We start from the raw sequence: 26,957 nt of genomic DNA, 5'->3' as shown, positions 1-26,957 counted from the left end.
TCAGGGGAATACTGTGAAGCGCTACCTCTCTCTTCTGCCTGCTGTTTTATTGCTGCTGACGGCGTGCGATCCGAAATCCGACCGCGCCGCGCCCCTGCCGAAAATGGTAAAAGTCGCAGAGGTGGTGAAGGCTGGCAACGCGCAGCAGCGCGTCTTTCCCGCCCGTATCGAATCCGGCGACGCCACGGATCTTGCGTTCAAACGTGCCGGGCAGATTGAGACCCTGGACATTCGCCAGGGTGCCGTTGTCAAACAGGGGCAACGGCTCGCCAGTCTTAACGATCGCGAAGCCCGGCAGCGTCTGAACGACAGGCAAACGACGGCGACCCTGGCTCAGCGGCAATTCGACCGCTTCCAGACCCTGGCAGGACGCCAGGCCGTGTCGAAGGCCGAGATGGATGTCCAGCGCGCAAACCGCGATTCTGCAAACGCCGCGCTTCAGATTGCACGCGAAGAATTGAGTCAGATGACGCTCGTCGCCCCCTTTAGCGGGACAGCGGCCAGCGTACATGTGCGAAATCATCAGGTCGTCTCAGCCGGCCAGCCCGTCGTCACATTGACCCGTACCGATCTGCTGGACGTGGTGTTCAGCCTTCCAGAGAACCTGTTTAACACCTTCGATATTCGCAATGCGCAGTACAAACCGGTAGTGAGGATCAACGCCCTGCCCGGTCGCGAGTTTACCGCTGTGTACAAAGAGCACTCAGGCAGTAGCGACAGCAACACTTTGACCTGGCAGGTAATTTTAACCATGCCCCGCCCGGATGATTTTCCCGTCGTGGGCGGCGTCAGCGGAACGGTCACCATCAATTTAACCAACCTACCGGCGGGCGTGGGCAGTGAGGCGCTGGTGGTGCCGGTTGAAGCGGTCTTTAACCCGGATAACCGCCCGCGCAATGAGCCACACGTCTGGGTGGTGGCGGGCGAAGACGATACGTTGCACCTTGAAGATCGTAAGGTCAGCGTGGGGCAAGTCAGCGCTGAGGGGGTCATCATCGTCGGTGGGCTTAAGGCGGGTGAACGCGTGGTGGCCGCAGGCGTTGGGGAGTTACATCCCAACCAGCCGGTACGTATCTGGACGCGTGAACGGGGACTGTAATGGATATCTCTCGTCAGTTTATCAGCAACCCGGTTCGCGTCTGGCTGACGATTTTGCTGCTGGGCGTAGGCGGCATTATTGCCCTGTTGAACATCGGCAGACTGGAAGATCCGGCGTTTACCATCAAAACGGCGGTGGTGATCACCCATTATCCGGGCGCGTCGGCGCAGCAGGTTGAGGAAGAGGTCACCCTGCCGCTGGAAAACGCGCTTCAGCAATTACCTTACCTGGATAACGTCAGCTCCATCTCCTCCAGCGGCCTGTCGCAGATTACGGTCAATATAGCCTCGCGCTACCACTCAAATGCGCTGCCGCAAATCTGGGATGAACTGCGTCGCCGGGTGGGTGATGCCGCCCGACAGTTTCCACCCGGCGTAGTGACCCCGTTTGTGAATGACGATTTTGGCGATGTGTTCGGCTTTTTCTTTGCCATTTCCGGCGATGAATTCAGCAATCCGGAACTGGTCCGGTATGCCGAGCAGCTGCGCCGGGAGTTGGTCCTCGTGCCAGGCGTGGGCAAAGTGGCCATCGGCGGAGCCCTCACCCAGCAGATTAACGTGGATATTTCTCTGAGCAAAATGGCCGCGCGCGGGATAACGCTGAACCAGCTTTCTGCCCAGCTCAGCAGGCTGAACGTGGTCTCCAGCGCGGGAGAGATCCCCTCCGGTACCGAGTCAATTCGTCTGCATCCTACCGGTGAATTCGAGAGTATTGACGAGCTGGCCGATCTCATCGTGACCCCGCCGGGCGTTGGGGCGGCTACCCGCTTACGGGATATTGCCACCCTTTCACGCGGGCTGGATGCCTCCCCTGCCAGCATCTACCATGCCAACGGCAGAGAAGCCGTCATCATGGGCGTCTCCTTTATCCCCGGCGTTAACGTGATCGACGTGGGAGATGCCCTGGAGGCGAAGCTTGAGCAGATGTCAGCCGAGAAACCGGCAGGTATCCATATCGACCTGTTCTACGATCAGGCGGCGGAGGTCGGGCATTCCGTTAACGGATTTATCATTAACTTCCTGATGGCGCTGGCGATTGTCGTCGGTGTGTTGCTGATCTTTATGGGCTTACGCAGCGGGATCATTATCGCCTTTTCCCTCGCGCTTAATGTGCTGGGTACGCTGCTGATCATGTATCTCTGGGGTATTGAACTACAGCGCATTTCACTGGGCGCGCTGATCATCGCCCTCAGCATGCTGGTCGACAATGCCATTGTTATTGTCGAAGGGGTACTGATAGCCCGGCAGCAGGGCTCGTCCCTGATGAACGCCATTAGCAACATTATTCGCCGTTCTGCGCTGCCGCTGCTGGGTGCGACGGTGATCGCCATCCTGGCCTTTGCGCCCGTCGGGCTGTCGCAGGACTCTACCGGCGAATACTGTAAGTCGCTGTTTCAGGTTCTGCTGATTTCGCTCATGCTGAGCTGGTTCTCTGCCCTCACCATTACACCGGTGCTGATCAAATGGTGGCTGTTTAAACGGGACGCTGCGCCGCCAGAGGCTGACGAAACGGATCCCTATGACAAACGCATCTATCGGATCTATCAGGCGGTGCTCAACGCGCTGTTACGGCGTAAAGCGCCAACGCTGGTGGTGATGGCCGCACTGCTGGCAGCCGCCATCTGGGGCTTTGGCTCGGTGCGGCAGAACTTCTTCCCCTCCTCCAGCACGCCGATTTTCTTTGTCGACCTCTGGCTCCCTTACGGTACCGACATTAAATGGACCGAGAAGATGACCAGTGATATCGAGAAAACCATTAACGGCCAGCCTGGCGTGGAAACCACGGTCTCGACGATTGGTCAGGGAAGTATGCGATTTATTTTGACCTACAGCGGACAGCGGCAGTACAGCAACTATGCGCAAATCATGGTGAGAATGGACGACCAGCGTAACATCCCCGCCCTGACCCGCCACGTTGATGAGTACATCGCCCGGAACTATCCGCAGGTTAACGCCAGCACGAAGCGGGTGATGTTTGGCCCCTCCGGCGACAGCGCTATTGAAGTGCGTATTAAAGGCCCCGATCCCGACAGGCTGCGTCTGATCGCCAGCCAGGTAGACAACATTCTTACGCGCGATCCGGCGACGGACAGCGTCAGGAACGACTGGCAAAACCGCAGCAAAGTGATCCGCCCGCAGTACGTCACCGCGCTCGGACGTGAGCTTGGCGTGGATAAGCAGGACGTCGATAACGCACTGGAGATGAATTTCTCCGGCAGCCGGGCAGGACTGTACAGAGAAGGAAGCGATCTGTTACCCGTGGTGGTGCGCCCGCCGGAAAGCGAGCGGCTGGACGCCAACCACCTGAACAACGTCCTGGTCTGGAGCCAGACCCGGCAGCAGTATATTCCGCTGAGCAACGTCGTCAGCGGCTTCGCGCTGGAGTGGGAAGATCCGCTGATCCTGCGTCGCGACCGCTCGCGCGTGCTGACCGTGCAGACCGACCCTGACCCGTTGAGCCAGCAAACGTCCGGCGATATTCTCGCCCGCGTGAAGCCGCAAATAGATGCCCTGCCCCTGCCCCACGGCTACAGCATTGAGTGGGGCGGGGACGCGGAGAATTCCAGCGAAGCGCAGCAGGGGCTATTTACCACGCTGCCGATCGGGTATCTGGTGATGTTTGTGATCACGGTGCTGATGTTCAGTTCGGTGAAAAACGCCGTCGCTATCTGGCTGACCGTGCCGCTGGCGCTGATCGGCGTGACGCCGGGGTTTTTAATTACCGGCATCCCCTTTGGCTTTATGGCGTTGATTGGCCTGCTGAGCCTGAGCGGGATGCTGATCCGCAACGGCATTGTGCTGGTGGAAGAGATAGAACAGCAGAAAGCGCAGCAGGATCAGCACAGTGCGATCGTTTACGCCGCCACGTCGCGCCTGCGTCCCATCCTCCTCACCGCCTTTACGACCGTACTCGGCCTCGCCCCTCTGCTGCTGGATGTGTTCTTCCAGAGCATGGCCGTTGTGATTATGTTTGGGCTTGGGTTTGCTACAATCCTGACGCTGCTGGTACTCCCCGTAATTTACGCGTGTTTCCATCGTAAGGACAAAGCTGAACAACAATGAATGCGACAGGGCTGAATATCATCAAGACGCTGGGCTGTATGACGGCGGTTACCTTTTTCACCATCTACAACACCTGGGATCATTACGATTATGACTATCACTGGATCCTCGGTTTTTTAACCTTCATTTCGACCATCGCCACACCGTTATTTTTTGTGGTTGCAGGGTATCTGGACGGGCAATCCCGACACGGCACGCGCTGGCAGCTGGATAAGATCAAACGCCTGGTGATCGTCTTTCTGTTCTGGGTAACCATTTACTACCTGTGGGAGCCCTACCAGCGCGGATATCTGATCCAGCCGTGGTTCGTGTTCGCGTTTATCGTGATTTACACGTTTCACCCGGTGGTGGAGCGGCTCAGCCAGCGACGAACGCTCTTTAGCGGGGTGATTGCCGCCCTGCTGCTTTTCTCATACGGGTACGATTTGCTGTCGGCCCTCTATCCTGATGCCCACGTCCTTTCATTGTCGCCGCAGTATCGCCTGTGGACGTGGCTGCTGTTTTATCTGACAGGCCAGCTCTTTTGCGATCCGCAGATCGCGGCGTGGATCGGCCGCAAAAACGTGGTCAGGGCCGCGGTGATTGCGATACCGTTTATCTATCTCTTCACATGGTTTTACGAACGGCACTTCTTTTTTACGCTATTTAAAGCAGACAGAAACGCCTTTATCCTCACCGGATCGCAAATTTACATTCTGATTATTGCCCTGGTGATTGCGGCAAATGGCGTACGGTTTCGCCGCAATGCGGAGTTTAAAGAGTCCGTGCTGGCCGCCATTAGCAAAACGATGACCGGGGTCTATATCATGCACTACTCGGTGTTTCACCTGCTGACCGCGCTCATTCCGGTGACGTCCCTGAGCACCAAACTTGCTCTGATTGTGCTTACGTTTGTTACGTCGGTCCTGTTTTCGCTGCTGATCCTGTCCAACACAGTGGCCAAAAAAGTGATCACCCTCTAAAAGCCCAGGCGCAGCCAGGCAAACAGCACGTTGCCGTTGTTGTAGGTCCCAGGAATATACGTGAACTGGACGGTGACGCGCTTATATCCGGCTGAGAAAAGCGGGAAGATAAACGGCAGCGGGACATAGTTGGCAAAGTCGTCGCGCGCGGTGATCCCCGCGGCGGCCCCCAGCCCCAGACGGAAATCTTTTGCGTTATCCAGATACCACCCCTTCTCCCAGCCGTAACCCATCGCGGGCTGCCACTCGTTGTGGGAATCTTTAAACATCATGGCAAACAGCGCGCTCCAGTTGCCCTCGTCGTTGTAGCGAGACACGCCCAGCCCCCCGCCCCACGGCATTTCGTTGTAATTATCCGTTTTCTCTTTGTCATACATGAAGCGTGCATGCCAGCTCAAAAACGGAAGGTAGAGATCGTAACGATCCGGCTGTTCCCAGGTTTGCGCAATATCGTCCGTTACTGCATCCCACCAGCGATGAATACGCTGTTCGCCATAGACTTTCTGCTCCGCATGCAGCGGAGATACGACTAAAAACAGGACTACCCACAGTGCAGGAAAGAGGCGTTGCATCGTTATTCCCTCAGCTTACGTCACACAGCGATCATTATTACTGTAAACCATTCAGCCCTAACCGGAGCCAAACAGGCTGATTTATGTTGTCGCCCGATAAGATGAAATTTATTTATTCTGCGCTTTCAGGAAAGATAAAAACGTTTTCTCAGGCCGCGTGTCGCGGTAGTCTCATACGTTCCGCCAATATGACGGCCGTGATGTGAGTGACCTTTTCTTATACCAATAATTAAAAATCAGTACAGACAGGACAACTATGGACTCCACCCTTATCTCCGCTCGCCGCAACGAGGAGACACCTTCGCTTAACCGCGCCCGCCGCGCCGCTTTAGGTAGCTTCGCAGGCGCCGTCGTCGACTGGTATGACTTTCTGCTCTACGGTATTACCGCTGCGCTGGTCTTTAACCGTGAATTCTTTCCCCAGATCAGCCCCGCCATGGGTACGCTTGCTGCGTTTGCCACCTTCGGCGTCGGTTTTCTGTTTCGTCCGCTGGGCGGGATAATTTTCGGCCACTTCGGCGATCGCCTTGGCCGTAAACGTATGCTGATGCTCACCGTGTGGATGATGGGTATTGCCACCGCGCTAATCGGTATTTTGCCCTCCTTTGCATCGATTGGCTGGTGGGCCCCGGTGTTGCTGGTGACGCTGCGCGCCATTCAGGGCTTTGCCGTTGGCGGCGAATGGGGCGGCGCAGCATTGCTGTCCGTGGAAAGCGCGCCGAAGAACAAGAAAGCGTTCTACAGCAGCGGCGTGCAGGTAGGTTATGGCGTGGGTCTGCTGCTCTCCACGGGTCTGGTGTCGCTAATAAGCCAGCTCACGACAGACGAGCAGTTCCTGAGCTGGGGCTGGCGTATTCCGTTTATCTTCAGCATTGTGCTGGTCGTGGTGGCCCTGTGGATCCGTAACGGCATGGAAGAGTCGGCTGAGTTTGAGCGGCAGCAGCGCGAAAAACCGGTCGCCAAAAAACGGCTGCCGGTGATGGAAGCGCTGGTGCAGCACCCTGGCGCTTTTCTGAAAATTATCGCCCTGCGCCTGTGCGAACTGCTGACGATGTATATCGTCACCGCCTTTGCCCTCAACTATTCCACGCAAAACCTCGGCCTGCCGCGGGAATTGTTCCTGAATATTGGCCTGGTGGTGGGCGGGATCAGCTGCCTGACCATCCCCTGCTTCGCCTGGCTGGCGGATCGCTATGGGCGTCGACGGGTGTATATCACGGGCGCGCTCATCGGCACACTTAGCGCCTGGCCGTTCTTTATGGCGCTGGAGGCACAGTCGGTCTTCTGGATTGTCTTCTTCGCGATCATGCTTGCGAACATCGCTCACGACATGGTGGTCTGCGTGCAGCAGCCAATGTTCACCGAGCTGTTTGGCGCAAGCTACCGCTACAGCGGCGCGGGCGTGGGATATCAGGTGGCGAGCGTGGTCGGCGGCGGGTTTACGCCGTTTATCGCCGCCGCGCTGGTGACGTTCTCCGGCGGTAACTGGCATAGCGTGGCGATTTATCTGCTGGCGGGTTGCCTGCTTTCTGCTGCCACCGCCCTGTTGATGAATGAAACCGCGCACAGCTGATCTCCTCACTTTTGTTTCACAGGCGTGTGGCATACTATCGGGTATAGCCGCACACCTGTGGAACAAGGAGACAGACATGAATAATAAGGGCTCCAGCCTGACCCCGGCTCAGGCGCTGGAAAAACTCGACGCGCTGTATGAACAGTCCGTCAATGCACTGCGCAGCGCCATCAGTGACTATATCGAAACAGGGAAACTTCCCGATGAAAAGGCCAGAACCCAGGGCCTTTTTGTTTATCCATCGCTCTCTGTCACCTGGGACGGCAGCGCCAGCAGTAATCCGAAAACCCGCGCCTATGCGCGTTTCACCCACTCCGGCTGTTACAGCACAACCATCACGCGACCTGCGCTGTTCCGCCCCTACCTGGAAGAGCAGCTTACCCTGCTGTATCAGGATTACGGCGCGCATATCAGCGTTGAGCCGTCCCTGCACGAGATCCCTTACCCGTACGTGATAGACGGCTCAGCGCTGACGCTGGATCGCTCCATGAGCGCAGGGCTGACCCGTCATTTCCCGACCACTGAGCTGTCGCAGATTGGCGATGAGACGGCGGACGGGATCTATCACCCGGCAGAGTTTTCACCGCTGTCGCACTTTGATGCCCGCCGTGTCGATTTCTCGCTGGCACGCCTGCGCCACTACACCGGCACGCCAGCCGAACATTTCCAGCCGTTCGTGCTGTTTACCAACTACACCCGCTATGTAGACGAATTTGTCCGCTGGGGCTGTAGCCAGATCCTCGACCCGGACAGCCCTTACGTCGCCCTCTCCTGCGCGGGCGGGATCTGGATCACCGCCGAAACCGAAGCACCGGAAGAGGCCATCTCCGACCTGGCGTGGAAAAAGCACCAGATGCCAGCCTGGCACCTGATCACCGCCGACGGTCAGGGCATTACGCTGATTAACATCGGCGTTGGCCCGTCGAATGCGAAAACCATCTGCGACCATCTGGCGGTACTGCGCCCGGACGTCTGGCTGATGATCGGCCACTGCGGCGGCCTGCGTGAAAGCCAGCTGATTGGCGATTACGTCCTCGCCCACGCTTATCTGCGTGACGACCATGTTCTTGACGCGGTTCTGCCGCCGGATATTCCTATCCCGAGTATCGCGGAAGTGCAGCGCGCTCTGTACGACGCCACCAAAGAGGTGAGCGGCATGCCGGGTGAAGAGGTGAAACAGCGCCTGCGTACCGGTACGGTCGTTACCACCGACGATCGTAACTGGGAGCTGCGCTATTCCGCCTCCGCCCTGCGTTTCAATCTTAGCCGTGCGGTCGCAATCGATATGGAAAGCGCCACCATTGCCGCGCAGGGCTACCGCTTCCGCGTCCCTTACGGCACGCTGCTGTGCGTGTCCGATAAACCGCTGCACGGCGAGATCAAACTGCCGGGCCAGGCGAACCGTTTTTACGAAGGGGCGATCTCAGAGCACCTTCAGATTGGTATTCGCGCCATCGATTTACTGCGTGCAGAGGGCGACAAACTGCATTCCCGCAAGCTGCGCACCTTCAATGAGCCACCGTTCCGCTGATAACAAGGACACATCACGCATACCACTCACCCGGCCTGGGATTTCGTAGGTCGGGTAAGGCGAAGCCGCCACCCGACAATTTTACCGAACGCAGAAAAGCAAAAAGCCTGCTTTAAAAGCAGGCTTTTTTAAATTTGGCTCCTCTGACTGGACTCGAACCAGTGACATACGGATTAACAGTCCGCCGTTCTACCGACTGAACTACAGAGGAATCGTGTGAACGGGGCGCATATTATCGATGCGCCCTGAGGATGTCAAAGGGTGAATGCAGATTTTCAATCGTTTGCCGATTTATTCTCCACTTCGCACATTTGTCAGGCACTTGCCGTTTCCGAAACCTCCTGCTCCGGTTTTTTTCGCGGATATTTCCACAGCCAGCGCCCGCTCACCATGCGCCAGTAGAACAGCGCGCCGCGCACGGCCCAGTCAAGGAACATCCCCAGCCAGACGCCGACAACGCCCATACCTAACATTACCCCCAGCGTGTAGCCCGCCACGACGCGACAGCCCCACATGCCGAGCATGGAGACCCACATCGCAAACCGGGCATCGCGCGCCCCTTTCAGCCCGGCAGGAAGTACCCAGGACGCGGCCCAGATTGGCATAAACGCCGCGTTGAGCCAAATGAGCACCTTCACGACCTCTTTCACGTCATTTTCATGCGTATAGAACGAGGCCATCAGCCCGGCAAAAGGCGCAGTTCCCCACGCAATCGCCGTCAGTCCAATGGTTGAAAGCCAGAAGACATGCCGAAGCTGCCGTTCCGCCTGCCCTATCTGCCCCTTTCCGAGACGTCTGCCGGTGATGATCGTCGACGCCGACCCCAGCGCGTTTCCCGGCAGGTTAATGAGTGAGGCAATGGAGAAGGCAATAAAGTTGCCGGCGATGACGTCTGTTCCCATCCCGGCAACAAACATCTGCGTCAGCAGTTTCCCGCCGTTAAACAACACGGATTCGATGCTGGCCGGAATCCCGATCCCCATCACTTCCCAGATAATGGCGAAGTTAAGCGGACGGAAATAACTTTTCAGCGTCAGGCGCAGCGATGGCGTAATTCCCGCCATCAGTACGCCGATTATCGCCGCCGCACCAATATAGCGGGAAATGGTCAGTCCTAAACCCGCGCCGACAAAGCCCAGCCCCTCCCAGGAAAAGACGCCATAAATCAAAACGCTGCTGATAATGATGTTCAGGATGTTCATGCCGCCGTTGATCAGCAGCGGGATTTTGGTATTCCCTGCTCCACGAAGCGCGCCGCTACCAATCAGCGCGATGGCAGCCGCCGGATAACTCAGCACCGTCATTTCCAGGTAGGTGAGAGCCAGATCCTTCACCTCACTGGTCGCTTCTCCCGCGACAAAGTCGATAATTTCTTTGCCGTAATAATGGATAACCGCCGCAAGGATGATCGAAAAGAGGGTCATGATCATCAGCGACTGTCTGGCCGCTTCGCGGGCACGCTTCGGATCGAGCTTACCCAGGCTAAACGCCACCACCACCGTCGTACCGAGATCGATAGCGGCAAAGAAGGACATCACCACCATATTGAAACTATCCGCCAGCCCTACCCCGGCCATAGCTTCTTTACCGAGCCAGCTCACCAGGAATGTGCTCAGCACGCCCATCAACAGGACGCAGGTATTCTCCAGGAAAATAGGCACAGCAAGGGGGGTGATTTCACGCCAGAAGAGAACTCGATAACTCTTACGTTTTGCATACCAGGGCGTGCGCATAATCGCCTGGCGTAGGGGTGCGGTGACGTTCAAAATGGACCTTAGCGAGAAAGTTGAAACTCCATTTCAAATGATGGGGCAGAAATGCGTATCCTGCAAAGTATTTTCCATAAAATTATGTTTGGATTTACAACAAAATGACGACAGAATCATCAAACAAACGCTTTTGCCTGAGATCAGGTTTGACAAAAGTTTTTTCGCCGCTAAGATAAGCCTCCACAACGATTCCTCTGTAGTTCAGTCGGTAGAACGGCGGACTGTTAATCCGTATGTCACTGGTTCGAGTCCAGTCAGAGGAGCCAAATTTAAAAAGCCTGCTTTTAGAGCAGGCTTTTTGCTTTTTTGCGTTCGGTAAAATTTTCGGGTGGCGGCTTCGCCTTACCCGACCTACGTGATAACAGTCCTGTAGGCCCGGTAAGCGCAGCGCCACCGGGCAACAGAGTGTGCGATTACTCGCCTTTCGCGTCGACGTTTTTGATTTCGCCCATCACTTTCAGCTTCTTGGAGATGTCGCGACGCTCTTTGGACAGCTCAGCGTTTTTGATGATGTAGTCATCAACGCGATCTTCATAATCGCTCTTCATGCTGGCGATGATGCCCTGAATAGCTTCAACGCTCATACCTGGCTTGATGTAGTCGCTCAGGTTGTCCAGCAGCAGGACACGTTTCTGGTTGTCACGGATCTTCTTCTCTACGTCCTGGATTTCGCGCTGTAGCTTGTTTTTGCGGCGGAACAGGCGGACGAACTCCAGAACATCCTGGAACGAAGGCTTGGTAGTTTCCATTTTTACACCCCTGATAATGTGAGATTCGGATTCGTTAAAGCAACCGTTTTAACAGACAGCGGCTGCGAATGACAATGAGTATATCGTTTAAAACCATCATAACCCTAATTGTTGCTGAATCGAAGCAGCAGGCATCACATACGCTTTTTATTTGCGCAGAGCCCGGCAAATCAGCTGCGATAACAACTCCAGCTGCCGCGCCAGCTCCATACTCAGCCAGACATAACCGTGGATGGGCGTTTCCGCCACATTGTCGCCCTGGCGCTCATTCATCAGCTGTTTGAGCTCGGCGACGATTTCGTTCAGCCGCTCGCTGTTCGCCCGTATCGGCTGCGGGTTACCTTCATAGAGCGCATGAGCGATGGTCAGCAGGGTTTGTTGCGTCATCTGCTGCGTCTCTTTCAGCGTATGCGCGTTGAGCATCAGAAGATGGCTGGGGCGTGAGGCCCAGTGGGCATTGATTTGCAGTTCAAGCATACAGACCAGATTACGGCTGACCGTCTGAATAGCTTCAAAGATGGCTTTCTGGATATGGGTTTCTTTGCTTGCCGGGGTAATTAACCCGCGCATTTTGACCACATCATTGAGGATTTTTTGCAGATGCTTTTCCAGCCGCGGACGCTCAATCAGATTCGGCGAAAACCCGGCCTGGTAGACCCGGTTAAATGCCGTGACGTAGTTTGCCATCTGAATGCGCCAGTGCAGGAAGGCGCGCTGCGGCCAGATGCCGGTAAACAGCATGGCGAGCAACGAGCCGAGGATTACGTCCCCGCTTCGCCACAATGCGGTGGTCATATCGCCCGCAGGTGCGCCGACCACAACCGCGAGCGTAATGCCAATCAGCAGCGCCTGATACGGTTTCTTGCCGAGGGCCAGCCATCCGCAAAGAAACATCGCCACCGCGCACCACAGCAACATGAACGGAAATGAAATCAGCTCCAGCTTCAGGGCAATAAGCCCAAGCGCTGAGCCTAAAACGGTACCGCCTATGCGTTCGAAAGCGCGCGGGACCACGTTCCCCCAGAATGAGATCGGCCCCATCACCACCACCAGCGTGATCAGCGGCCACGTCCCTTCCGGGATATCCAGCAAACGAACCAGTACGAAGGTCAACACAAACGCCAGCGCAATGCGGCAACCGTGCACCACGCGATAATGTTTGTATAACCGAATTTCAAAAGGGGTTAATGACTTGTCGGGGCGCACACCCGTCTCCAGCTCTACGGCAAACCACAATTGTACTGTGTTTTCAGCCGGGTGGATCGCGCCCGGCTGAAAAACCCTGCGTTTCGCAGGATTATCCCACTTTGTGCTCTACCGGTACAAACATCTCAATATCCCAGTAGCCGTCAGCATTGCCATCGTTCAGATAGCGTTCGAAGCAGGGTTTTGGTGCAATCTGGAATTTGCTGTCTTCCAGCAGGGAGTTGAAGAACTGATACCATGGAGTAGCGAAATCATGATTTTCAACGCGCGCGGCGGCAATAGCATACTCTCCGGCAGCAATTTCGGTCATCATCACCCCTTCGCTGTTTTCAGGAATAGTGAAATCGTCTACTACCGTTACGGCGGTAACGCAGCGGAGCTTTTCTGCCGGCACGTCATCCGGATTGTCATAATAAACGGCCACCCACTCCTGCGGCTGAATATGACGACCATCTACCCACATGACCAGCTGTTCAAATCCCTGCTTGACCGTCTTTTCCCACGGCCCCACGAGATGAAAGCCTGCAATCGTACGTTTCTGTTGCTGCCTGATGCTGTAGTCCATGCTGCCTCCGTTTATTACTGTATATATATACACTGTAAAGCAGAATCGAGATTATCGGCAATCCAGGAGTGTTTATTATGTGAGCAGACTCGCAACACTGCCAGTCTGCCCGAAAAGGTTAGAGTTTATGATGCAGATAATCGCCAAGACGGGAGAAAAGTCCACCCTTTTCAACGCTTTCCAGCGTAACCAATGGCCAGTGCGCGACCACCTTGTCACGATCGTACAGCTGGATCTCCCCTACCCGCTGATGCGCGGCGATCGGCGCTTCCAGCTCTTTTTTATCCATCACGTATTTCGCCTTGATGTTCGGCACTTCCGATTTGGGTAATGCCAGCCAGAAGTCCTGATCCGTGCCCAGCGCGATCTGCTCTTTATCGCCGTACCAGATGCGCTCGGTTCCCACTTTTTTACCGTTATGCAGGATCTGCACCGTATCAAAATTTTGCTGTCCCCAGTGCAGCAGCTTGCGCGCCTGATCTTCACGTCCTTTCGGGCTGTCTGCCCCCATCACCACCGCAATCAGTCGACGCTGACCGTCCACCGCTGAGGCAATCAGGTTAAAGCCCGCGCCCGAGGTGTGTCCCGTTTTCAGGCCATCCACGTTCATGGTCTTATCCCACAGCAGGCCGTTGCGGTTCTGCTGGGTGATGCCGTTCCAGGTCAGGCTCTTCTCGCTGTACATGTGGTAGAACTCAGGCTCGCCGTGAATGATGGCCCGTGAAAGCACGGCGAGATCGTAGGCGGAGCTGTGCTGACCCGGTGCATCCAGCCCGTGTACGGTTTCGAAGTGGGTATCGCGCAGGTTCAGTTTTTCAACATAGTCATTCATCATCCTGACGAACTGCGGCTGACCGCCCGCCACGTGATCCGCCAGCGCCACGCAGGCATCATTGCCGGAATCAACAATCAGGCCGCGGCTGAGATCGCGCACGGAAACCCGATCGCCCTCCTTCAGAAACATCAGCGACGAACCGTCAAAGACCGGATTGCCTTTTGCCCAGGCGTCACGTCCGACCGTCACAATGTCATCGGGGCTGATGCGGTGGCTATCAATGGCGCGATCGACAACGTACCCCGTCATCAGTTTGGTCAGGCTCGCCGGATTGCGCTGCTGATGTTCGTTGCCCGCCGTTAAGATTTGACCCGTGGTGTAATCCATCAATACCCAGGAGCCAGCCTGGATGGCAGGCGGCTGAGGTGAAAAATCCAGCGGCTCGGCAGCCAGCGCGGATGAAATACTCGAAGCGAGTAAAGAAACAGCAATAAACAGACGGCGTTTCAACGGTATATCCTCAGGTCAGTAAAAATCGATGACCTTTTTACGGGAGTTCTGATGTCGTTACCTGCCTTAATTGCAAAAAAATGTGACAGAACGCAGATTTTTTCGGAACAAATCTCGCAAATTTCTTGCCTGACGGTGCTTTTTGTTCGGACTGCTCACCCCAATCGTTTACCATAGAGACGTCAACTTTTAACAGGATGAGATTACTGGTGTCTGACTCTGCCGCGCGCCCGACTTTTTTGTTCCACGATTACGAAACCTTTGGCACCCATCCGGCGCTGGACCGACCGGCGCAGTTTGCGGCTATCCGTACCGATGACGAATTTAACGTCATCGGCGAACCCGAGGTGTTTTACTGTAAGCCCGCCGATGACTATCTGCCGCAGCCGGGCGCGGTGATGGTGACGGGCATCACGCCTCAGGAAGCGCGGGATAAAGGCGTTAGCGAAGCAGAATTTGCCCGTCGCATCCACGACCTGTTCACGGTGCCCAATACCTGCGTGGTGGGTTACAACAATATCCGTTTTGACGATGAAGTGACGCGCAATATCTTCTACCGCAACTTCTACGATCCGTATGCCTGGAGCTGGCAGAACCGTAATTCACGCTGGGATTTGCTGGATATCATGCGCGCCTGCTATGCGCTGCGCCCGGAGGGGATTAACTGGCCGGAGAACGACGACGGCTTGCCGAGCTTCAGGCTCGAGCACCTGACGCGGGCCAACGGCATTGAGCACAGCAATGCCCACGACGCGATGGCAGACGTTTACGCGACCATCGCTATGGCGAAACTTGTAAAAACCGCGCAGCCGCGCCTGTTTGAGTATCTGTTGAGCCATCGCAGCAAGCAAAAGCTGATGACGCTAATTGACGTGCCGCAGATGAAACCGCTGGTGCATATTTCAGGGATGTTCGGTGCGTGGCGCGGGAATACAAGCTGGGTGGCGCCGCTTGCCTGGCATCCGGACAACCGTAACGCCGTCATCATGGTGGATCTTGCCGGAGATATCTCCCCGCTGCTTGAGCTCGACAGCGACACCTTACGTGAACGGCTCTATACGCCGAAAGAGGCGCTGGGTGACCTGCCAGCCGTACCGGTAAAACTGGTGCACATTAATAAGTGCCCGGTGCTGGCGCAGGCCAACACGCTACGCCCGGAAGACGCCGACCGGCTGGGGATTAACCGTCAGCACTGCCTCGATAACCTGAAAGTGCTGCGCGACAACCCGCAGGTGCGCGAGAAAGTCGTCGCCATTTTTGCCGAAGCAGAGCCGTTCGTGCCGTCTGAGAATGTGGATGCGCAGCTTTATAACGGCTTCTTCAGCGACGCCGATCGCGCGGCGATGAATATCGTGCTGCAAACCGACCCGCGTAACCTGCCCGCGCTGGATATCACCTTCGCAGATAAGCGCATTGAGAAGCTGATGTTTAATTATCGCGCGCGCAACTATCCCGGCACGCTGGATGAAGCAGAGCAGGAGCGCTGGTTACAGCATCGGCGCAACGTGTTTACGCCGGAGTTTCTTAATAGCTACGCCCAGGAGCTGGAGATGCTTTACGGTCAGTATGAAGGGAATGCTGAGAAGCAGGCGCTGCTGAAAGCGCTGTTCCAGTATGCGCAAGAGATTGTCTGAATAGCGGGTACAAAAAAGCCGGAGGCGATGTCTCCGGCTTTTTTTTTGCCCGATGGCGCTTCGCTTACGCGGGCCTGCGGGGTATTTAGGTCGGGTAAGACGTAGCCGCCACCCGACGCAGTCTTACGCGACGTCTTCGTACTGAGGAACCGGGTTGCGGAAGCTCTTCGTCACACAGGCCAGGTAAACCAGGCCGATACCTGCCCAAATCAGGCCAAGCACCATTGAGCTCTCTTCCAGGTTAACCCACAGCGCGCCCACGGTCATAGCACCACACATCGGCAGGAACAGATACTGGAAGTGGTCTTTCAGCGTCTTGTTACGCTTTTCACGGATCCAGAACTGAGAGATCACCGACAGGTTAACAAAGGTAAACGCCACCAGCGCACCAAAGTTAATCAGCGCCGTTGCCATCACTAGGTCAAAGTTAATCGCCAGAAGCGCGATCGCACCGACCAGAATGATGTTCATCGCCGGGGTACGCCATGTTGGATGCACGTAGCCGAAGAAGCTTTTCGGGAATACGCCATCGCGGCCCATAACGTACATCAGACGCGCAACGCCTGCATGCGCGGCCATACCGGACGCCAGTACGGTGATGGTGGAGAAGATCAGCGCGCCGACCTGGAACGCTTTACCCGCCACATAGAGCATAATTTCCGGCTGAGAAGCATCCGGATCTTTGAAGCGAGAGATATCCGGGAAGTACAGCTGGAGGAAATAGGTCGAGAAAATAAAGATCAGGCCGCCAATCAGCGCCGTCAGGAAGATTGCACGCGGAATTACTCGCTCTGCATCTTTCGTTTCTTCAGACAGGTTGCTGATACCGTCAAAACCGGTAAAGGAGAAGCACAGAATCGTCGCCCCGGTAATCATCGGGATCACATGCGCATCACCAGACCAGAACGGCTTGCTGCTCGCCAGAGTGCCCGCGCCTTCACCGTGGAACACACCGTAAATCACCATGCCGAGGATCACGGCAATCAGTACAACCTGAAGCACAACGATAACGGAGTTAAAGTTGGCAACGGACTTGATGCTGCGAAGGTTGAAGGCCGTCATAAAGGCCACCAGCGCCACGACGAACATCCAGGATGGAATCGATGGCACCAGCGCTTCAAAATAAATTTTTGCCAGCAGAATGTTGATCATCGGCGCGAACAGATAGTCGAGCAGCGAAGACCAGCCCACCATAAAGCCTACCGTCGGGCTGATGGATTTCTGGGCATAGGTGTAGGCGGAACCGGCAGACGGATAACGGCGCACCAGTTTACCGTAGCTGAGCGCGGTAAAGAGGATCGCAATCAGTGCAAAGCCGTAAGCCGTCGGCACATGACCGTCCGTGAGGCCTGAAACGATACCGAATGTATCGAACAGCGTCATCGGTTGCATATAGGCAAGGCCCATCATGACAACCGGAATCAACGTAAGCGTTTTACGTAATTCCACGCGAGAGGTGTTTGGAGTTGCGTTATGCGACATAGTTATTCTCCTTTACGGTGATAACCGCCACGTAAGCGAAAAATTGCCCCATTTCTTTCTTCCTCAGCGACAACAACTGTCGGATTTTAGTAAGTATCTATCCGGTACGAAGCCCGGCCTCTTGGTTTTTAGTTTCGTTTCGTACATGCAAAAAAAAATAACCGACGCCTTTTATATCGTCGATTATTTATTTGTTTGCAGCGGCGGCATTTTGCCCTATTCAAGATACAAAAGGCAATACATTGAGAAACCTGCCCATAAAATAATTTTTCTAAGTGGTTGATTTACCATCATCTGCCTGAGTGTAAACTGTCGCGATAGCACTATTTGCTAAAATTTCGTCTCGCCACCAGGCGCTGGCAAGGCCGGCGGTCTGTTCATTCCAGCCCACCCATACCGATTCGTTACTGCTCTGCGCTAAAACTTGTTTTTCCACCAGCGCTCCGCTGTCAATAAACCGCTGCGCTAAATAACGGGGAAGGTAACCGCACCCCAGGCCGCTTATTTGCAGCTCCAGCTTGGTTTTAAAATCAAAAACGGTGATGGCCTCCTGCTCATCCAGCAGCTGCGATGAAATGCCGCACTCGGGGCGAGAACTGTCTCCAACCACAATGGCACGATAGTTTTTAATGACGCGTCGGGTAACCGGCTCCGGTTCATTCGCCAGCGGGTGATGAGGCGCAACGGCAAAAACCTGCTCCAGAACACCCAGCCGCGCAAAACCAAATTCGCTCAACTGGGGAGGCTCATGCAGCGCGCCAACGATGATATCCGCCCTTCCCTGCGTCAGGGCCTCCCAGGAACCGCCCAGCACGCCATTGATAAAAACCAACCGCGTGACGCTGTGGCGCTGATAGAACGCCTCAATAAGCGGGGTAAGCAGGGAGAAAGGGAATGTATCATCAACCCCAATCACCAGCTCATTTCCCAGCCCTGGTGAAGCTTAACGGCCTGTTTTTCCAGCTCGCGAACCGTATGCAGCACGTCACGCCCTTTTTCCAGCAGCATCTGCCCTGTACGGGTGAAACGCGCGCGATGCCCGGTGCGGTCAAGGATTTGGATATTAAGATCGCTCTCGAGCTTTTGCACGGTGTAGCTCAGAGCCGAAGGGGTTTTATAGAGCTTCGCCGAGGCGGCGGCAAAGCTCCCCTCTTTTTCCAGCGCATCCAGAATAACAAGAACATCCAGCAGCGGTTTCATCTTCGCCCCCTTGCGGTGTGCGATTGTCTCCGCCGGCGCAATTATTCCATGGGCATTACCAGCGGATCGGGATACTGATATTCAAATCCCAGTTCATGGCAAATACGATTGCCATCAATAATTTTGCCTTTGCGCTCCCCCTGCGCATCACTGAATACCGGCGGCGCCAGGCCAAGCTGGCGCGCCATCAGCGGATAAAAGGTACTACGCGGCGGATGCGAAGGCGCACATATATTATAGATGTGCCCCCCTTTCGGAGCCTGTAAAAGCAGCTCTATTGCACCGATAACATCTTCAAGGTGTACAAGGTTAACGCCGTGCTGGCCATCCGGCGCGGATTTACCGGCAAAGAAGCGTCCCGGATGACGCCCCGGCCCCACCAGCCCGGCGAGGCGTAAAATATCCACCTGCGTGCCAGGCAGATTGTGCAGCCAGTCTTCCAGCTCTTTCAGCACCCGGCCGCTGGCGGTCACCGGACGGCGCTCGGTGTTTTCTTTCGCCGTACCGTCGATATCGCCATAGACGGAGGTGGAGCTGGTGAAAATGATGCGCGGGATATGGTGCGCCAGGGCGCTGTCGACAATCTCCTGCACCGCCTGCAAGTAAAACGTCTCGCCCGGGCCGCTGCGCCGCGCCGGTAAGGTAATGACCAGCGCGTCCACATTCATCAGTTCATCCAGCTCGTCGGTATCGCAGATAAGCTCGGGTTCGAGACGCAGCTCGACACCATCAATGCCGCACATGCGTGCCGCTTCAACCCCATCTCGGGTGGTCTTACTCCCTGTCACCTGCCAGCCTTTCGCGGCTAATGACATCGCCAGTGGCATTCCTAACCATCCTAACCCGACAATCGCGACCTTTTTCATTACATTCTCCGCTTAACGATGCCTGTTATAAGGCTACGCCAGCCTGGTGGAACGCACAATTCATACCATCAATATGAAATGAATTAATGATCAAAAAAAGCCCTTGCTTTATGGCGTACAACTGGTTTAGGTTAAAAGACATCAAATGCATAAGCATTCAACGAGAATTTATATGACACGCGTTCCTTTTAAAAACCACCATCATCACCATCATCCTGACTAGTCTTTCAGGCGATGTGTGCTGGAAGACGTTTGGATCTTCCAGTGGTGCATGAACGCATGAAAAAGCCCCCGGAAGATCTTCTTCCGGGGGCTTTTTTTTGGACCGCATTCAGACAGGTTAAAACAGGTTAACGAGGAACACAGAATGTTAGATAACTCACGTTTACGCATAGCTATTCAAAAATCAGGCCGTTTAAGCGACGATTCACGCGAACTGCTGGCCCGCTGCGGGATTAAAATCAACCTGCACACCCAGCGCCTGATCGCCCTGGCTGAAAATATGCCGATCGACATTCTGCGCGTACGTGATGACGATATCCCGGGCCTGGTGATGGATGGCGTCGTTGATCTCGGCATCATCGGCGAAAACGTACTGGAAGAAGAGTTGTTAACCCGCCGCGCGCAGGGCGAAGATCCGCGTTACTTTACCCTGCGTCGTCTGGACTTTGGCGGCTGCCGCCTGTCGCTGGCCACGCCGGTCGATGAAGCCTGGGACGGCCCGGCCGCGCTGAACGGCAAACGTATCGCCACCTCTTACCCTCACCTGCTGAAGCGTTACCTCGATCAAAAAGGCGTGCAGTTTAAATCCTGTCTGCTGAATGGCTCTGTTGAAGTGGCGCCGCGTGCGGGCCTGGCCGATGCCATCTGTGACCTCGTCTCCACCGGCGCCACGCTCGAAGCGAACGGCCTGCGCGAAGTGGAGGTGATCTACCGCTCCAAAGCGTGCCTTATCCAGCGCGACGGCGAGATGGCCGACGCCAAACAGCAGCTCATCGACAAACTGCTGACCCGCATTCAGGGCGTGATTCAGGCGCGTGAATCCAAATACATCATGATGCATGCGCCAACCGAGCGTCTGGAGGAAGTGATTGCCCTGCTGCCGGGCGCTGAGCGTCCAACCATTCTGCCGCTGGCGGGCGACCAGCAGCGCGTGGCGATGCACATGGTGAGCAGCGAAACCCTGTTCTGGGAAACCATGGAAAAACTGAAGGCGCTGGGCGCAAGCTCCATTCTGGTGCTGCCAATTGAGAAGATGATGGAGTAACGACCATGAGCTTTAACACAATCATCGACTGGAATACCTGTAGCGACGCGCAACAGCGCGAGCTGCTGATGCGCCCGGCAATTTCCGCTTCGGAGAGCATCACCCGCACCGTGGCGGAGATCCTCGATAACGTCAAAGCCCGCGGGGACGACGCGCTGCGCGAGTACAGCGCAAAGTTTGACAAGACGGAAGTCGGCGCTTTACAGGTTACCGAGCAGGAAATCAATGATGCCAGCAATCGTCTGGGTGATGACATCAAACAGGCGATGGCCGTCGCGGTGAAAAATATTGATACCTTCCACACCGCGCAGAAATTGCAGGCGGTGGATGTGGAAACCCTGCCCGGCGTGCGCTGCCAGCAGGTGACGCGCCCGGTGGCGTCCGTTGGCCTCTATATTCCCGGCGGCTCTGCTCCGCTGTTTTCGACCGTCCTGATGCTGGCCACCCCGGCACGTATTGCCGGTTGTCAGAAGGTGGTGCTCTGCTCTCCGCCACCGATCGCCGACGAGATCCTGTACGCGGCGAAGCTGTGCGGCGTGCAGGCAATTTATAAAGTGGGCGGTGCGCAGGCGATTTCCGCCCTGGCGTTCGGGACGGGATCCATTCCTAAGGTCGACAAAATCTTTGGCCCGGGCAATGCCTACGTGACCGAGGCGAAACGCCAGGTCAGCCAGCGTCTGGACGGCGCGGCGATTGATATGCCTGCCGGTCCGTCTGAGGTGCTGGTGATTGCCGACAGCGGCGCTACACCGGATTTCGTGGCCTCTGACCTGCTCTCGCAGGCCGAGCACGGCCCTGACTCGCAGGTGATTTTACTGACGCCAGATGCCGACATGGCAAAACGCGTGGGCGACGCCGTTGAGCGTCAGCTGGCTGACCTGCCGCGTGCGGAAACGGCGCGTCAGGCGTTATCCGCCAGCCGCCTGATTGTGGCCCGCGATCTTGACCAGTGCATCGCCATCTCCAATCAGTACGGTCCTGAGCACCTGATTATTCAGACCCGTAACGCGCGCGATCTGGTCGACAGCATCACCAGCGCAGGCTCAGTGTTCCTCGGAGACTGGTCACCGGAATCAGCCGGGGATTACGCCTCCGGCACCAACCACGTGCTGCCCACGTATGGCTATACCTCAACCTGCTCCAGCCTGGGGCTGGCGGATTTCCAGAAGCGCATGACTGTGCAGGAACTCTCCCGCGAAGGGTTTGCCTCGCTGGCGTCGACCATTGAAACCCTGGCCGCCGCCGAGCGCCTGACTGCCCACAAAAATGCCGTGACGCTGCGCGTTGCCGCCCTGAAGGAGCAAGCATGAACATCGAAGAATTAGCCCGCGAAAATGTCCGTCGCCTGACGCCCTATCAGTCTGCGCGTCGTCTGGGCGGCAACGGCGACGTCTGGCTGAATGCCAACGAATATCCCACGGCGGTGGCCTTTGAGCTGTCGCAGCAGACGCTGAACCGCTACCCGGAGTGTCAGCCGAAAGCGGTGATCGAGAACTATGCGCAGTATGCAGGCGTAAAGCCTGAGCAGGTGCTGGTCAGCCGTGGGGCGGATGAAGGGATTGAGCTGCTGATCCGCGCCTTCTGCGAGCCGGGTAAAGACGCGGTGATGTACTGCCAGCCCACCTATGGGATGTACAGCGTCAGCGCCGAAACCTTTGGCGTGGCCTGCCGCAACGTGCAGGCGCTGGACAACTGGCAGCTGGATTTGCAGGGCATCGCCGATAACCTCGACGGCGTGAAGGTGGTGTTTGTCTGTAGCCCTAACAACCCGACCGGGCAGATTATCAATCCGCAGGATATTCGTGCCCTGCTGGAAATGACGCGCGGCAAAGCGCTGGTCGTGGCTGACGAAGCCTATATTGAGTTTTGTCCGCAGGCCACGCTTGCTGGCTGGCTTGAAGAGTATCCGCATCTCGTTGTGCTGCGTACCCTTTCCAAAGCCTTCGCCCTCGCCGGCCTTCGCTGTGGATTTACGCTGGCAAATAAAGCAATTATCGACCTGCTGCTGAAAGTCATCGCCCCGTATCCGCTCTCGACGCCGGTTGCCGATATTGCGGCACAGGCGCTGGCCCCGCAGGGCATCAGCGCGATGCGCGAGCGTGTGGCGCAGATCCTGGAAGAGCGTCAGTATCTTGTCGATGCCCTGAAAACGATTCCGTGCGTGGAAGAGGTGTTCGACTCGGAAACCAACTACATCCTGGTGCGCTTCACCGCCTCAAGCGCGATATTTAAATCGTTGTGGGATCAGGGCATTATCTTACGAGACCAGAATAAACAACCTACCCTGAGCGGCTGCCTGCGTATTACCGTCGGCACCCGTGCAGAGAGCCAGCGCGTGATTGACGCCCTGAAAGCGGAGAAAGTATGAGTCAGAAGTATCTCTTTATCGATCGTGACGGCACCATCATCTCGGAGCCACCCAGCGATTTTCAGGTCGATCGTTTCGACAAGCTGGCCTTTGAACCCGATGTGATCCCGGTGCTGCTGAAGCTTCAGAAAGCAGGCTATAAGCTGGTGATGATCACCAACCAGGATGGTCTGGGCACCGACAGCTTCCCGCAGGCGGACTTTGACGGCCCGCACAACCTGATGATGCAGGTGCTGACCTCGCAGGGCATCGCCTTCGACGAGGTGCTTATCTGCCCGCATATGCCTGCCGACGAGTGTGACTGCCGGAAGCCGAAATTGAAGCTTGTTGAACGTTATCTGGCTGAAGAGGCGCTGGATAAAGCCAACAGCTATGTGATCGGGGATCGCGTCACGGATATCACGCTGGCGGAAAACATGGGCATTGCGGGTCTGCGCTATAACCGCGACACGCTAAACTGGGCGATGATTGGCGAGCAGCTCACCAGACGCGACCGCTATTCCCACGTTGAACGCAACACCAAAGAGACGCAGATCGACGTGAAGGTCTGGCTCGACCGCGAAGGCGGCAGCAAGATCCACACCGGCGTCGGTTTCTTTGACCACATGCTGGATCAAATCGCCACGCACGGCGGCTTCCGTATGGAGATCACGGTTAAGGGCGACCTGTATATCGACGATCACCACACCGTGGAAGATACCGGCCTGGCGCTGGGCGAAGCCCTGAAGCTGGCGCTCGGCGACAAGCGCGGCATCAACCGCTTCGGCTTTGTTCTGCCGATGGACGAGTGCCTGGCGCGCTGCGCGATGGATATCTCCGGACGTCCGCACCTGGAATATAAAGCTGACTTCACCTACCAGCGCGTGGGCGATCTCAGCACCGAGATGGTGGAACACTTCTTCCGCTCGCTTTCTTACACTATGGGCCTGACGCTGCACCTGAAAACCAAAGGCAAAAACGATCACCACCGCGTCGAGAGCCTGTTCAAAGCCTTTGGCCGTACCCTGCGCCAGGCGATCCGCGTGGAAGGTGACGCCCTGCCCTCGTCGAAAGGAGTGCTGTAATGAACGTGGTGATTCTGGACACCGGATGCGCCAATCTGAACTCCGTACAGTCGGCGATTATGCGCCACGGCTACGAGCCGTTGGTGAGCCGCGACCCGGACGTGGTGCTGCGCGCAGATAAACTCTTTCTGCCGGGGGTTGGCACCGCCCAGGCGGCGATGGATCAGATCCATGAGCGCGAGCTGGTAGATCTCATCAAAGCCTGTACTCAACCGGTGCTGGGCATTTGCCTCGGGATGCAGCTGCTTGGCCGCCGCAGCGAAGAGAGCAACGGTGTCGATCTGCTGGGCATTATAGAAGAAGACGTGCCGAAAATGACCGACCACGGCCTGCCGCTGCCGCACATGGGCTGGAACCGCGTTTATCCGAAAGCGGGCAACAGGCTGTTCCAGGGTATTGAAGACGGCGCGTACTTCTATTTCGTCCACAGCTACGCCATGCCCGTGAATACCTACACCATCGCCCAGTGCAATTACGGCGAGGCGTTCACCGCCGCCGTGCAGAAAGATAACTTTTACGGCGTGCAGTTTCACCCGGAACGCTCCGGTGCCGCCGGTGCGCAACTGCTGAAAAATTTCCTGGAGATGTGATGATAATTCCCGCTTTAGATTTAATTGACGGCACGGTTGTTCGTCTCCACCAGGGCGATTACGGGCAGCAGCGCGACTACGGCAACGACCCGCTGCCGCGGTTACAGGCTTACGCCGCCGAGGGCGCTGAGGTGTTGCATCTGGTCGATCTGACCGGCGCGAAAGATCCGGCGAAGCGCCAGATCCCGCTGCTTAAAACACTGGTGGCTGGCGTGGACGTCCCGGTGCAGGTGGGCGGCGGCGTGCGTACGGAAGCCGATGTTGCCGCCTTACTGGACGCGGGCGTGGCGCGCGTGGTGGTCGGTTCGACCGCTGTGAAAGATCCTGAGACGGTCAAGGGCTGGTTACGCCGCTTCGGTGCGGATGCGCTGGTGCTGGCGCTGGATGTACGCATTAACGAGCAGGGTAATAAGCAGGTCGCGGTCAGCGGCTGGCAGGAAAACTCCGGCGTAACGCTGGAAGAGCTGGTCGGGATGTATCTCCCCGTAGGGCTGAAGCACGTCCTGTGCACGGATATTTCACGCGATGGTACGCTCGCAGGCTCTAACGTCTCGCTGTATGAAGAGGTTTGCGCGCGTTATCCGCAGGTGGCGTTCCAGTCCTCTGGCGGTATTGGCGACCTGGCGGATATCGCCGCTCTGCGCGGAACCGGTGTACGCGGCGTGATCGTGGGTCGCGCGCTGCTGGAAGGCAAATTTACGGTGAAGGAGGCGATTCAATGCTGGCAAAACGGATAATTCCCTGCCTGGACGTGCGTGATGGTCAGGTTGTAAAAGGCGTGCAGTTCCGCAACCACGAGATCATTGGCGACATCGTTCCGCTGGCAAAACGCTATGCCGAAGAAGGCGCAGACGAACTGGTATTTTACGATATCACCGCCTCCAGCGATGGCCGCGTGGTGGACAAAAGCTGGGTGGCGCGCGTGGCAGAGGTGATTGATATTCCCTTCTGTGTAGCGGGCGGGATTAAATCTGCTGACGATGCGGCGAAAATTCTCTCTTTCGGTGCGGACAAAATTTCGATTAACTCCCCTGCGCTTGCAGATCCGGAGCTGATTACGCGTCTGGCGGACCGCTTTGGCGTACAGTGCATTGTCGTGGGGATCGACACCTGGTTTGATACCGCGACGGGCAAATATCACGTTAACCAGTACACCGGCGATGAAAGCCGCACGCGCGTCACCCAATGGGAGACGCTGGACTGGGTGCAGGAAGTTCAAAAACGCGGTGCAGGTGAAATCGTGCTGAACATGATGAACCAGGACGGCGTTCGTAACGGTTACGACCTCGAGCAGCTGAAAAAAGTGCGCGCGGTCTGCCAGGTTCCGCTGATTGCCTCCGGCGGCGCAGGCACCATGGAACACTTCCTTGAAGCCTTCCGCGATGCGAACGTGGACGGCGCGCTGGCCGCCTCCGTGTTCCATAAACAGATTATCAATATTGGTGAGTTAAAAACGTACCTGGCCGACCAGGGCGTGGAGATCAGGGTATGTTAACAGAGCAACAACAGGCGCAGCTGGACTGGGAAAAAACTGACGGATTACTGCCGGTGGTTGTACAGCATGCCGTTTCAGGCGAAGTGCTGATGCTGGGATACATGAACCAGGAGGCACTGACAAAAACGCTCGACAGCGGCAAGGTGACGTTTTTCTCGCGCACCAAACAGCGCCTGTGGACGAAAGGGGAAACCTCGGGTCACTTCCTGAATGTGGTCAGCATTACGCCAGACTGCGACAACGACACCCTGCTGGTGCTGGTGAACCCAATTGGGCCGACCTGCCATAAGGGCACCAGCAGCTGCTTCGGCGAGGCGAGCCACCAGTGGCTGTTCCTCTATCAGCTGGAACAGCTGCTGGCAGAGCGTAAATCAGCGGATCCTGAGAGCTCATACACGGCGAAGCTGTACGCCAGCGGCACCAAACGTATTGCGCAGAAAGTGGGTGAGGAAGGCGTTGAAACGGCGCTGGCGGCCACCGTGCATGATCGGGAGGAGCTGACGAACGAAGCGTCGGATTTAATGTATCACCTGCTGGTACTGCTTCAGGATCAGGAGCTGGATTTATCAGCGGTGATTGAGAATTTGCGGAAACGACATAAATAAAAAAAGACCGGGG

Annotated in this window: 24 protein-coding genes, 2 tRNA genes, 1 pseudogene and 1 other annotated feature; of the genes and pseudogenes, 16 read left to right on the top strand and 11 right to left on the bottom strand. The window is 56.4% G+C overall.

From position 1 onward, the window contains the following. Positions 1–13: 13 nt before the first annotated feature. From AM329_RS03100 to AM329_RS03090, 3 genes are read left to right on the top strand one after another with little or no spacing between them, the layout of a single operon-like run. Positions 14–1,099: an efflux RND transporter periplasmic adaptor subunit gene (locus AM329_RS03100; RefSeq protein WP_032609620.1), complete on the top strand. Its 1,086-nt coding sequence runs from the start codon at positions 14–16 to the stop codon at positions 1,097–1,099. Beyond that, positions 1,099–4,161 carry an efflux RND transporter permease subunit gene (locus tag AM329_RS03095; protein WP_032609622.1) on the top strand — a complete coding sequence of 1,021 codons (3,063 nt, stop codon included), beginning with the start codon at positions 1,099–1,101 and terminating at the stop codon, positions 4,159–4,161. The genes AM329_RS03100 and AM329_RS03095 overlap by 1 nt, the downstream gene beginning before the upstream one ends. Beyond that, on the top strand, positions 4,158–5,123 hold the full coding sequence (locus AM329_RS03090) for an acyltransferase (protein WP_032609624.1): 966 nt from the start codon (positions 4,158–4,160) through the stop codon (positions 5,121–5,123). The genes AM329_RS03095 and AM329_RS03090 overlap by 4 nt, the downstream gene beginning before the upstream one ends. On the opposite strand, the gene pagP is transcribed toward AM329_RS03090, so the two are convergent. After that, positions 5,120–5,695, bottom strand: a complete 576-nt coding sequence (pagP, locus tag AM329_RS03085) for a lipid IV(A) palmitoyltransferase PagP (RefSeq protein ID WP_032609626.1) — start codon at positions 5,693–5,695, stop codon at positions 5,120–5,122. The two genes, AM329_RS03090 and pagP, sit on opposite strands and share 4 nt — an antisense overlap. A gap of 256 nt (positions 5,696–5,951) precedes the next feature. Between pagP and shiA the strand changes: the two genes are divergently transcribed. Together shiA and AM329_RS03075 are read left to right on the top strand one after the other, a co-directional pair. Continuing rightward, a complete protein-coding gene (gene shiA, locus AM329_RS03080) occupies positions 5,952–7,268 on the top strand; it encodes a shikimate transporter (RefSeq protein WP_032609628.1) in 1,317 nt (438 codons plus the stop codon). A 76-nt stretch (positions 7,269–7,344) separates the two neighbouring features. Continuing rightward, complete coding sequence (locus AM329_RS03075; RefSeq protein ID WP_023324933.1) at positions 7,345–8,799, top strand: AMP nucleosidase; 1,455 nt, start codon at positions 7,345–7,347, stop codon at positions 8,797–8,799. Positions 8,800–8,934: 135 nt separating this feature from the next. On the opposite strand, the gene AM329_RS03070 is transcribed toward AM329_RS03075, so the two are convergent. Both AM329_RS03070 and emmdR read right to left on the bottom strand, forming a co-directional pair. Beyond that, positions 8,935–9,010, bottom strand: a tRNA-Asn gene (locus tag AM329_RS03070). Positions 9,011–9,113: 103 nt separating this feature from the next. Next, a complete protein-coding gene (emmdR, locus tag AM329_RS03065; RefSeq protein WP_023324934.1) occupies positions 9,114–10,532 on the bottom strand; it encodes a multidrug efflux MATE transporter EmmdR in 1,419 nt (472 codons plus the stop codon). Positions 10,533–10,758: 226 nt separating this feature from the next. On the opposite strand from emmdR, the gene AM329_RS03060 reads away from it, so the two are divergent. Further along, positions 10,759–10,834, top strand: a tRNA-Asn gene (locus tag AM329_RS03060). 147 nt (positions 10,835–10,981) lie between these two features. Here the strand turns inward: AM329_RS03060 and AM329_RS03055 are convergent. The 4 genes from AM329_RS03055 to dacD all read right to left on the bottom strand — a co-directional run bounded on the left by AM329_RS03055 (position 10,982) and on the right by dacD (position 14,379). Further along, the gene (locus AM329_RS03055; RefSeq protein ID WP_000450410.1) at positions 10,982–11,317 is read right to left on the bottom strand and encodes a DUF496 family protein; all 336 of its coding nucleotides are present in this window, start codon (positions 11,315–11,317) and stop codon (positions 10,982–10,984) included. Between the two features lie 147 nt (positions 11,318–11,464). Further along, entirely contained in the window at positions 11,465–12,523 is a 1,059-nt protein-coding gene (locus tag AM329_RS03050; RefSeq protein WP_003859506.1) for an FUSC family protein, read from the bottom strand. 91 nt (positions 12,524–12,614) lie between these two features. Further along, the gene (sbmC, locus tag AM329_RS03045; RefSeq protein WP_032609631.1) at positions 12,615–13,088 is read right to left on the bottom strand and encodes a DNA gyrase inhibitor SbmC; all 474 of its coding nucleotides are present in this window, start codon (positions 13,086–13,088) and stop codon (positions 12,615–12,617) included. Positions 13,089–13,206: 118 nt separating this feature from the next. Then, positions 13,207–14,379 carry a serine-type D-Ala-D-Ala carboxypeptidase DacD gene (gene dacD, locus AM329_RS03040; RefSeq protein ID WP_047740833.1) on the bottom strand — a complete coding sequence of 391 codons (1,173 nt, stop codon included), beginning with the start codon at positions 14,377–14,379 and terminating at the stop codon, positions 13,207–13,209. Positions 14,380–14,570: 191 nt separating this feature from the next. Here dacD and sbcB point away from each other — a divergent pair, with 191 nt between their 5' ends. Then, on the top strand, positions 14,571–16,007 hold the full coding sequence (gene sbcB, locus AM329_RS03035; RefSeq protein WP_015572402.1) for an exodeoxyribonuclease I: 1,437 nt from the start codon (positions 14,571–14,573) through the stop codon (positions 16,005–16,007). A gap of 123 nt (positions 16,008–16,130) precedes the next feature. On the opposite strand, the gene plaP is transcribed toward sbcB, so the two are convergent. The 4 genes and pseudogenes from plaP to AM329_RS03020 all read right to left on the bottom strand — a co-directional run bounded on the left by plaP (position 16,131) and on the right by AM329_RS03020 (position 19,555). Further along, positions 16,131–17,489, bottom strand: coding sequence for a putrescine/proton symporter PlaP (gene plaP, locus AM329_RS03030; RefSeq protein WP_003859499.1), 1,359 nt, complete (start codon positions 17,487–17,489; stop codon positions 16,131–16,133). After that, complete coding sequence (gene yoeI / locus AM329_RS25365; protein WP_099458931.1) at positions 17,479–17,541, bottom strand: membrane protein YoeI; 63 nt, start codon at positions 17,539–17,541, stop codon at positions 17,479–17,481. Before yoeI ends, plaP begins: the two co-directional genes overlap by 11 nt. Before the next feature lie 219 nt (positions 17,542–17,760). Further along, positions 17,761–18,689 (bottom strand): annotated as a pseudogene (locus tag AM329_RS03025) (LysR substrate-binding domain-containing protein). 41 nt (positions 18,690–18,730) lie between these two features. Then, entirely contained in the window at positions 18,731–19,555 is an 825-nt protein-coding gene (locus tag AM329_RS03020; RefSeq protein ID WP_023314447.1) for an SDR family oxidoreductase, read from the bottom strand. Between the two features lie 172 nt (positions 19,556–19,727). Here AM329_RS03020 and hisL point away from each other — a divergent pair, with 172 nt between their 5' ends. The 9 genes from hisL to hisIE all read left to right on the top strand — a co-directional run bounded on the left by hisL (position 19,728) and on the right by hisIE (position 26,944). Further along, positions 19,728–19,778: a his operon leader peptide gene (hisL, locus tag AM329_RS25360; RefSeq protein ID WP_099516347.1), complete on the top strand. Its 51-nt coding sequence runs from the start codon at positions 19,728–19,730 to the stop codon at positions 19,776–19,778. Continuing rightward, positions 19,754–19,877: a sequence feature (His leader region), on the top strand. It overlaps the preceding gene by 25 nt. 45 nt (positions 19,878–19,922) lie before the next feature. Then, entirely contained in the window at positions 19,923–20,822 is a 900-nt protein-coding gene (hisG, locus tag AM329_RS03015; protein WP_003859492.1) for an ATP phosphoribosyltransferase, read from the top strand. Positions 20,823–20,827: 5 nt separating this feature from the next. Next, positions 20,828–22,132: a histidinol dehydrogenase gene (hisD, locus tag AM329_RS03010; protein WP_023314448.1), complete on the top strand. Its 1,305-nt coding sequence runs from the start codon at positions 20,828–20,830 to the stop codon at positions 22,130–22,132. After that, positions 22,129–23,190 (top strand): histidinol-phosphate transaminase, encoded by a 1,062-nt coding sequence (gene hisC, locus AM329_RS03005; protein WP_023314449.1) that lies wholly within the window; start codon positions 22,129–22,131, stop codon positions 23,188–23,190. The genes hisD and hisC overlap by 4 nt, the downstream gene beginning before the upstream one ends. Beyond that, complete coding sequence (gene hisB / locus AM329_RS03000) at positions 23,187–24,254, top strand: bifunctional histidinol-phosphatase/imidazoleglycerol-phosphate dehydratase HisB (protein ID WP_003859487.1); 1,068 nt, start codon at positions 23,187–23,189, stop codon at positions 24,252–24,254. Before hisC ends, hisB begins: the two co-directional genes overlap by 4 nt. Next, positions 24,254–24,844 (top strand): imidazole glycerol phosphate synthase subunit HisH, encoded by a 591-nt coding sequence (gene hisH / locus AM329_RS02995; protein WP_032609636.1) that lies wholly within the window; start codon positions 24,254–24,256, stop codon positions 24,842–24,844. The genes hisB and hisH overlap by 1 nt, the downstream gene beginning before the upstream one ends. Further along, the gene (hisA, locus tag AM329_RS02990) at positions 24,844–25,581 is read left to right on the top strand and encodes a 1-(5-phosphoribosyl)-5-[(5-phosphoribosylamino)methylideneamino]imidazole-4-carboxamide isomerase (RefSeq protein WP_032609638.1); all 738 of its coding nucleotides are present in this window, start codon (positions 24,844–24,846) and stop codon (positions 25,579–25,581) included. Before hisH ends, hisA begins: the two co-directional genes overlap by 1 nt. Next, a complete protein-coding gene (gene hisF / locus AM329_RS02985) occupies positions 25,563–26,339 on the top strand; it encodes an imidazole glycerol phosphate synthase subunit HisF (RefSeq protein WP_003859481.1) in 777 nt (258 codons plus the stop codon). The genes hisA and hisF overlap by 19 nt, the downstream gene beginning before the upstream one ends. Beyond that, positions 26,333–26,944: a bifunctional phosphoribosyl-AMP cyclohydrolase/phosphoribosyl-ATP diphosphatase HisIE gene (hisIE, locus tag AM329_RS02980; RefSeq protein ID WP_032609641.1), complete on the top strand. Its 612-nt coding sequence runs from the start codon at positions 26,333–26,335 to the stop codon at positions 26,942–26,944. The genes hisF and hisIE overlap by 7 nt, the downstream gene beginning before the upstream one ends. The last annotated feature ends 13 nt before the right edge of the window (positions 26,945–26,957 follow it).

The organism is Enterobacter cloacae complex sp. AR_0002, from assembly GCF_001922365.1.
Classification (GTDB): Bacteria; Pseudomonadota; Gammaproteobacteria; order Enterobacterales; family Enterobacteriaceae; genus Enterobacter; species Enterobacter hormaechei_C.
This window is presented reverse-complemented; position numbering and strand designations above follow the sequence as displayed.